Raw genomic sequence first — 6,551 nt, forward strand, 5'->3', positions numbered from 1 at the left:
GACTTGAGGATGGTTGGCTCATCTTCCTGTAGATGTTCGTTGTAAACATTTGTTCTTCTTCTTCATCTTCATCATAATCGACGTCACCTTGCCCTATTACTGATTCGCAGCCTACATGCACTCTTTAGCACCAATTGTTGTATCATGTTGTGTGTGCTGATCATCAACATCATCATCGTCTTCATAAGTTGAAGATGTCTTCATTTGAACAACTTTCCTTCAGTGTATCAGTTCTCCACGAAGACTCTTCATTTATCGAGTTGAACATTTTTTGTCAACTCTTTCTAGTTTTCAATTTCAGTATCAAAAATCTTCAGAAAATCTCAGAACAACTGTTCATGAACGAGATAAATTTGAATATCATGAAGTTCAGATTTCTTCGAATTGTTCATCGTAGTTTTTCTTCGAATTCGGAAATCTTTTCAGACTGGTGCTTCGAGAATGCTTACTTCTTCGTTGGAAACATCAACTGAATGTTCAAAATACTGTTTCAGTTGTAGAGTCTTCTGTACTTCGGTCTTTTTTCAGCCATGTTCAATCGCTAAAACTGTTTTCTTTTTCGTCCATTTGTCTAACTGAGTCAGATAAGCAGATCGTTCTGGGTTGATTGAAGGAATCGATCTCTTGTTCCTCTTGTATTAACTACATTGTCTTCTTCAATATGTTCGTCTCAAGAATGTACTTGGATCAGACTCTAAGCCCCCAAAATTGCAGCGACCTTCTTCTTTTTGAATTCTTCAGATCTTTTACCTTCTACAAGCGGTAGATCTTCTTTATGATATGTTTCTATTTCCTTCAATATCGTTGGATTCTTCAGTTTTTCTTTAACTTAATCAGACTCTATAATTTTGGCCTTCAGGAAGTTTTGAGGTATGATTAGGAGGATTCTTTTTCAATTTGATTTCTTTATTTATCTATTGTCTTTATTGGTTGTGTTAGTTATTTCTTGTTCAGGATAGTTTTCCTATCATGTCATGTTCAACTTCATATCATAATAGTTTCTTTGTAATTTTCAGGTAAATTTTGTATTTTTCACAGTTTTTATTGAATGATAATTTTTTCTAGGTTGTTTTCAGCGAACTGTCCTTCTCTTTGTGGGTTCATCAGGGCTGTTTTTTCACTTTGGTCTCTTGTCTTTGTACTACTGAAATCTTGAACCTCCCTGCTGAAGTTGGTTCTTTGTTGATTCATTGATATTTCTTGTAGGATAGGACCTTTTTCTGTCTGGTTTCAGGTCCTCTTTCAAGCTTCTGCTAGTAGTTTTGTCTTGAGCTTCCAATTTGTTCTGTCTAATCTACGCAGGGTCATCTTCTTACTCTTTGGAATTAATATTGATAAATTTATAACATTTCTATAAGTTTTGCAACTTGAATGTTCTATGTTCACGTTCTCCGATGTTAATTAATCCTCTTAATTGCAACATATGCTCTACACTTGCTCCATTCGAGACCGATTTTTCCTTCCATAATCTTCTATGAAAGGATCAAGGAGGAGGGGTTTTTTCTGCCACATATTATGAGGAGTTGTAAGAGAAAAATGATATACTTTCACTAGAAATTGCTCGTTTTCGAAATTGATCTTTCGATACCTCGAAGGAATATTAGTTCACTCGATCCATCAAATCAACCATTTCACCCATAGGTGTGTCGATAATCCTTGCTTCACCAACAACTCAATCATCAGGATGTAATTTTTAATCATATGGACAAGATTTTTCCAATTACCGTTGAACCCTCTGGATGTTGAATTCCTCGAATGCCTGATTCTACAAATTCTATCAATTTCGTAACTTCTTCTAGGTATGTTGGATACAGATAATATGTTACTTTAACCATTTTTCTTGATTGCTCGCATAAAAATAATCTATGAATTTTGAAGTTTTATCACTGATTTCTTTTGCTTCAGTGATAAATTCTATATTTCTATATTTGAAAAAAATTCTACTGTTTCATCATTTTTTCTTATGTAATGTTATCTATTCGAGCTCACTTTTTTTATATGAAATAACGAATAGTTGGAGAAAAATCATTAGTAATCAAAACATCTCCTGTACACCAAAGGATCAGGTATCGGAAACTTGATGGGACACGATCTCCAAACTGACTCTGACGACTGCCATCAACGAAACAGTGTCATTCCACGTTGACTCCATAAATATCAGTACGTCGCTGCTACAGACGATGAGAGTTGGGATAGATGTCTGGGTTGTTGGACTTCCCTTTTGTGGAGGGATCAAGACGGTCTGCTGGACCTATTCGGTGCTGTAGTGGTAATTTTAGAAAAAGATTCAGTTACTATCGAGATCTTGTATAATAATATCATCATTTTACTAAATTTGAGAACATTGAAACAAACTAGAACTTTTTCTCAGGAATTTTAAATTTTTTCGATTTTTTTTACAGTTTTCGAAAGTATTTAGGGAAAAATCGATAGGTTGAAACTTTATTTCTTCGAATATTCATCAACATGTTCATTGAGAGACAAAGTTGTATGCGAAAATTTCTTATGTTCATCCTTCTCATTACTGTATTATAAAATTATGGTTTCTCTGTGTCATCTGTATTCTCATCAGCTTTGTCGTTGCATTTTTTAAGAGTATTTGAATTTTTTCTTCTTAATTTCAAGAATAATTTTCAAGTTTTGATGATTTAATTTTCAAATGAGTTTCGCTTCGAATCATCTCCATTTCCATTGTGTCGACAAACTCTTCTACTCATTTTCCAGAACCTTCTTGTTTCCACTCATTATCTTCTTGGTTCTTGATAATCCTATCCGCTTCCTGTGGACTCATAGTCCAGGAACCATCTGTGGATAATGTACTGTCACCACCATCTGTATCCATCCGACTCATCATCAACACCGCTCCGCCTCCACCAACTGTATCATCTATCAATCTTGCATCATTCATACGCAAACTCTCCCTCAGGCACACCCTCAACTCGAGAAGGTACCAATAGAGGCCATCCAATCGAGTTAAGAGCTTTGAATTTGATCGTTAAGAAGTTGTTCTTCTCAAACTCTGGAATGACTTGTTCTGGTAAGAATGATACCGTAGATGTCTGTATTTTCAGATGAATCATCTGGGAGGAACAGAACTTTCAGAATAGACTGTGTTCAAAGATTCAGCCAGAGGGGAAGAAAACTCTCAGACTGAAAAGAACTAAAATTGTAGAAGTGGTAAATGAAGTTCATGAAGAACTTCTGTAGGCTCTTCCTAATGAGATGCTTGGTCTGCTTCTAACTGAGCAATCGGCATCAGTGAATGTATAGTTTTCGTTGGAAATATAGAATATCATCAATCTTGCCCAATCAGAACCACTGGTAAGTAGTAGTAATTTCGTCCTCTTCCATCTTCTCTTCGGGCTCCAGAATCTTCAGGTATCGATATCAATTCGATCAGATTGTAAAATTTCACGAGTTGTTGCATCATACATGATTCTGTTAACGATCGTGTTCACAAACATCTTTCAAAGTATTGTTCATGCTCGTTGTAAGGCATGCACCGATTAGACGTAGAAGATGTGTCTTCGGGTTCTCCTTGTAAATACGACAGCATGAATCCTCAAGGACAATGTAGGCCGATTCACAGGCTCAATTGCTGATGTAGAATACAGGACCCTGACCAGAATCTTCATCCAATCAATCGAGAAGGAAGAAATACAACCAAATTGGACCGCCGTAATTCACCCTGCTTGGTTCACCGAATCATCGTCATACTTTCTTTTCATTGTAGATAATAATCTTCAAATTTCTCTACCATATCGATGCGGCTTCTTGGTTCAAAGTCTTCATCCACTTCCTGAATTTTTCTAATTTTTGTGGGAATTACTGATTGAGCTTCTGCGATCCTCTTCCTCGACTCTCTATTATTATTATGATAAAAGATTCATTGATATTATTGACCAAAATATCATGTCCCTTCTGTTCAAAATGAAGAAGATGCAACACTTTTGGATTCATTTCTCATTCTTCTTTTATTTTTTCTGTAGGTACCAGTTTGATGTACCGTACTGCTGGATCATTCTCTCCATTTGAAACAATACTCCATTCACATTCTTCAATCGCAATATCATTGTTGTTGTGAACATCATGCAGTGTTATTAAATTGAAATCCATTTTTGTTATTCATTGTGTCTATATTTTGTCCAAATAAACTGTACCATAACTTTAATAGTGTCATCAGCACTGTAGGAACCATGGTTCACTGCCTCATCTTTGGTCTCTTCCATATGAAAGTTTAAGCTCTGCTATAACATCCTACCACGTCCATCAGAGGTCTACTTTCAGAGTTCACACCAGAATCTCGAAGCGCCGGCATCCATACATTGAAAGTTCGATCGGATCTGCAGGCCACGTTAATTCAATCCAATTGTTGCAGGAATCTTCTAAATAGTTCAAACTGTATCATCATGATCAACTGTTCAACAGTCAAATTAGTTTGATAATCAGTTAGGATCATCCTGCAATCATCCGCAAGACCATTTATTCGTCTAGACCATTCTTCCATTGCATTACGAATCATAAATCTGTATTCTCATTCATAATGTGGAGTCATTTTTCAGGAAAGTTCCTGTCTCAGGATGCAACACATTCCTTGAAAGGAACCAGCCATAGTGTCAAGTTGAGGAGGAAGACCTGTCTCTTGCAAGAAAATAAGTTCGACGAGATCAGCTTCATTGATGCCAGGGGGAGGAGTCATTGTTACTCTAACTGATTAGGACGATGCCACCACGACTCATCTGCTTTAAAGTCATGATATGGTCTCCATGATTCTGGACCTCTTGATCTTAGGCATGCCTGTTCGTGTTGGGATAGTTAAGAGAAAGTCATCGACCATGTTCATGTATATTCTCCAACAACTGTTACGGTCAAGAACCTTCAAATCATGATTTGATGCATCTGGAATCACATCTAAAGCTTGATATACCTCTTTGTTGATTCCAAGAAAGTGTTCTACTATTTCTAAACTGCTTTGTAGATTCATTCATTAATTAATAGTTTATTAATTAGCCGTTGCAATTGCTTTCTCAGAACCAGAAACAAATCTCGGCAACATCTCCATACTGTCATGATATGGTCCCCCAAGAGCGTGTTTATCACCAAGTATACCAATCACGCCTGCAAAATTAACAACAGGATCACTTCTGCACGATAAACAACTTGATGTGCTCGATTTGGATCAAATCAGAATTCAATTGTATTATCAACATTGCCACTATTAAATCGTTGTGAGAACCAAGGTCGCTGACAAGGTCCGTATTTTGCACAAAGTCCAGGAAGTGTCAACCACAATTAAATGTGATGGAGACATCATCACAATTATCGTAAACATAATATTGGTATCGATGATCAGTTGATAGAATGAAATTAATTAACAAAATCAATGTACTTCACACTGCTAAGATCAAAGTGCACTGAACAGTCGGAGAACGATATGGAAACAAACTGAGAATATCCTTGTTTCCAGAATCAGTAATCATGGAAAGATGAGAATTGGGTTTGTATCGACGAGGAACTTCACCTTTACTATGATAAATGGATTGATATTCTGATTATCAATCATCATATGCAAATCAATTTCACGATAACTTATATAGTAATCATTGTTCTGCCATGAGTGAAGAGATTGTAGAGGAAATAATTGAAGTGTATGTGTGTGACATTAGTTTCCTAATTAATGATAAGGATGATTCAAGACTGAAAGAATCAGTTTGTATCCCGAAGATAACATTTGGAGCAGAATAACCTGTCCTGTGAAGTTTTTGCTGAATGCACTTTTTGAACCTATGAAGTCTTGTATTACAGAATCGAACCTTGCCAGTACCATAATCGGGGCTCAGAAATACTCAACTGTGTCAACAGAAAACTACAATGAAAGTTTATTGTTGCTTTATGCCATCTGTGAGCCCAATCTGATGTAAAGCTGCTGGGTGACTAATTGGAGTAATTTTCTTCATTTAGTGTGAATTGAACAAGTGAGAACTCAACGCTGTTTTCCAGACAACTATTGTTGTTATTTCAGTTCGTAATCTTGCAATTTGGGTTGACCATCCAGACGAATCGTCGGCCATGTTGTGCTCTGTATCAACAGTTGGTTTTCGTCTCCATATTCATTAACTCATCATGGTGCCTTCATCATGAGTATCTGAATAGAATGAATCATTCATCTATACTGAAGTGCCCACTGAGTTCATCGACGTCATCAACTGAAATTGAAGTGGTGCGGTTGTTTGCCAGGACCAGAAACTCTATTATTGCTGTGAAAAATCTTCTGCCGCACGTTGTTGCAGCAATTGCAAATCTGAAGATCCGATTGAATCGCCCGATGTTCCTGCTGTCGAGGATCAATCATCGAGGAACTGGTCCATCATGTTTCGTGCTCCAGGCTGCCAGAGAATGCTCATCATCATGAATCGAGAAGATCGACTCCTGGCTTCTCACCAGGATGAAGTACAGCCGGATTAACGAATACTCAGCCCATCTTAGCACATGCTGCAAGAAATGAGAAGGAGCAAACCAATTTTTCAAACTGATTGGTTCTGCTCCAGGTT

Annotated in this window: 3 protein-coding genes; all 3 read right to left on the minus strand. The window is 37.0% G+C overall.

The window, feature by feature from the left end; all coding sequences use genetic code 11:
• Positions 1 to 2,713: 2,713 nt before the first annotated feature.
• A complete protein-coding gene (locus ACXX9E_RS29340; protein WP_458556718.1) occupies positions 2,714 to 2,908 on the minus strand; it encodes a hypothetical protein in 195 nt (64 codons plus the stop codon).
• A gap of 1,055 nt (positions 2,909 to 3,963) precedes the next feature.
• A complete protein-coding gene (locus ACXX9E_RS29345) occupies positions 3,964 to 4,116 on the minus strand; it encodes a hypothetical protein (RefSeq protein ID WP_458556719.1) in 153 nt (50 codons plus the stop codon).
• 2,232 nt (positions 4,117 to 6,348) lie between these two features.
• Positions 6,349 to 6,551, minus strand: a 203-nt coding sequence (locus ACXX9E_RS29350; protein ID WP_458556720.1) for a hypothetical protein, incomplete at its 5' end; no start/stop codon positions are given.

It is taken from the genome of Pseudomonas sp. GNP014 (assembly GCF_054344005.1).